We start from the raw sequence: 1,951 nt of genomic DNA on the forward strand, positions 1-1,951 counted from the left end.
ATTACACTAGCGATGCTCAAAAAGAAACTATTGAAAAATTTATTGCGCAATTATCAAAAGACAAAGTTTACAACAAAAAAATTGTAACTGAAATTAAACCGCTGGATACATTTTTTGAAGCTGAAGCATACCACCACGAATACTATAAAAAAAATCCGGATCAAGGATATTGCCAAATTGTCATCAACCCCAAGCTCGCCAAATTTAAAGCTAAGTACTCCAAACTTTTAAAAAATGACGGTACCTAAGCTGGCTTGCATCTTTGATATGGACGGAGTAATTGTAGATAACGTCAGCTATCATGAAAAAGCCTGGATGGAATTTGGCAAAAAACATGGGGTCACAGTCACCAAAAAAATTTTTGATGAAAAAATCTCCGGCCGGCGCAACCCTGAAATCGTGCAAATTTTACTAGGCAAAAAAATTACTGGGAAAGAACTTGAGCAATTAAGTGCCGAACAACCGGCATTATACCGGGAATTGTACAAAGGTAAATCAAAATTAATTGCCGGCCTAGAAGAGTTTTTGAAAAAATGCCAGAGGAATAACATTCCAACTGCCCTGGCAACCTCATCCCCAATTGAAAACGTGGAACAATTATTCAACGAAACAAATTCCCGTAGCTTTTTTAATGCCATAACCGCGCAACATGATGTTACTAAAGGCAAACCTGACCCAGAAATTTATCTGCTCTCAGCAAAAAAACTAGGAGTGAAATCAAAATATTGCATCGTTTTTGAAGACTCTCTTTCAGGTGTAGCTTCTGGTAAAAACGCCGACATGAAAGTTATTGGCATAACAACTACTCACACCCCCGAAGAACTGCACCAGGCCGATAAAACAATTAAAGACTACACTGAAATCACTTTGGAAGATTTGGCCTAATTGATAGCTTAGGCAATATTAACAAAATACGCCTAACCCCCCATCTATAATTTAGATGAGGGGTTAGGCTATTTACGAAAACCGTTACTTCTTTTTCTTAGCGGTTTTTTTCTTAGCGGCTGCTTTCTTTTTTGCCATCTGAGTGACATTAGTCTTAAAGTGGTTAGCGATCATCTCACTTGCCGTAGTCGCACCCCGACCAAGGTGTCTTAATAAAATGAGCAAGCCAAACCTCAATACTAACCGCTATAATTATACCGTTAATAAAATAGTCATGAAAAGAGGTCAAGGGAAAAATCTGTGCATAACTCAAACCAAAAACAACCTACTTTAAATGTCATTCCCGTGGCAACTGGAATCCAGTTAAACTTCTGGATCCCCGATCAAGCCGGGAATGAAAAGATGTAAGTTGCATTTGGATATGCCTAAGGTCCTCCAATCTTAGGCACTGGCCACGAATAAGATGTTGGTTGCTTCTCACAAAGCTGCCTCTCGTTGGTGTTCTTGCATCCGTACGAGAAGAGCCTCCAGCAACTTTTGCTTTTGCTTTTTCAGCTGGCCCTCGGGGGCAGAGTCCGAGAACCAAATTGCGACCGTCGGTGAACGAACTTTTCCCTTCCATCCTTCACATCGGGCCACATCCAATCCATCCAGTAAGTCTGCCAGCTCGTCGAGCTTAGACCGGACGAAATCGTACAGTTCCGGTTCGTCCACCTGTCGGATCGGAAGGCAACGTGCGTAAGGATCGTGTCCACCCATATGGCCTCCTTTCTGCCACTGGTAGCTTTAGCACATTACAGGAATAAGCACATTTTTTCAAGCTATTAAAAAGCAGCTTTGGGAGACAGGGCTGCTTTTTTGATTGCGTTGAGTTCTAATTCAAGTCCCCTGGCAACTCTATGTCTACGAATATCTCAAAGAAGGAATCAGCAAATGATGTGCCATCCGCGCTTTGCCCATGGACTGTAACTCGCGTTGATTCTTTATGAGTTGAAAAATCAGTAATATTGCAATTAAAATCCAACGGTAAAGAAATAATTTCAGTCGGTACGCTAGGTAGTTGCGG

Annotated in this window: 3 protein-coding genes and 1 pseudogene (1 of these 4 cut by a window edge); 2 read left to right on the forward strand and 2 right to left on the reverse strand. The window is 41.3% G+C overall.

The features are described 5' to 3' along the window. Both COT81_05105 and COT81_05110 read left to right on the forward strand, forming a co-directional pair. A partial coding sequence (locus COT81_05105; protein PIS04672.1) for a peptide-methionine (S)-S-oxide reductase occupies positions 1-248 on the forward strand: 248 nt, incomplete at its 5' end. Continuing rightward, positions 235-885, forward strand: coding sequence for an HAD family phosphatase (locus tag COT81_05110; protein PIS04673.1), 651 nt, complete (start codon positions 235-237; stop codon positions 883-885). The genes COT81_05105 and COT81_05110, both read left to right, overlap by 14 nt. Positions 886-1,362: 477 nt before the next feature. Here the strand turns inward: COT81_05110 and COT81_05115 are convergent, their stop codons facing one another. Then, positions 1,363-1,644, reverse strand: a complete 282-nt coding sequence (locus COT81_05115) for a hypothetical protein (GenBank protein ID PIS04674.1) — start codon at positions 1,642-1,644, stop codon at positions 1,363-1,365. Between the two features lie 115 nt (positions 1,645-1,759). Beyond that, positions 1,760-1,951 (reverse strand): annotated as a pseudogene (locus COT81_05120) (hypothetical protein) (it continues 1,953 nt past the right edge of the window).

This window comes from Candidatus Buchananbacteria bacterium CG10_big_fil_rev_8_21_14_0_10_42_9 (genome assembly GCA_002773845.1).
Classification (GTDB): Bacteria; Patescibacteriota; Patescibacteriia; order Buchananbacterales; family 21-14-0-10-42-9; genus 21-14-0-10-42-9.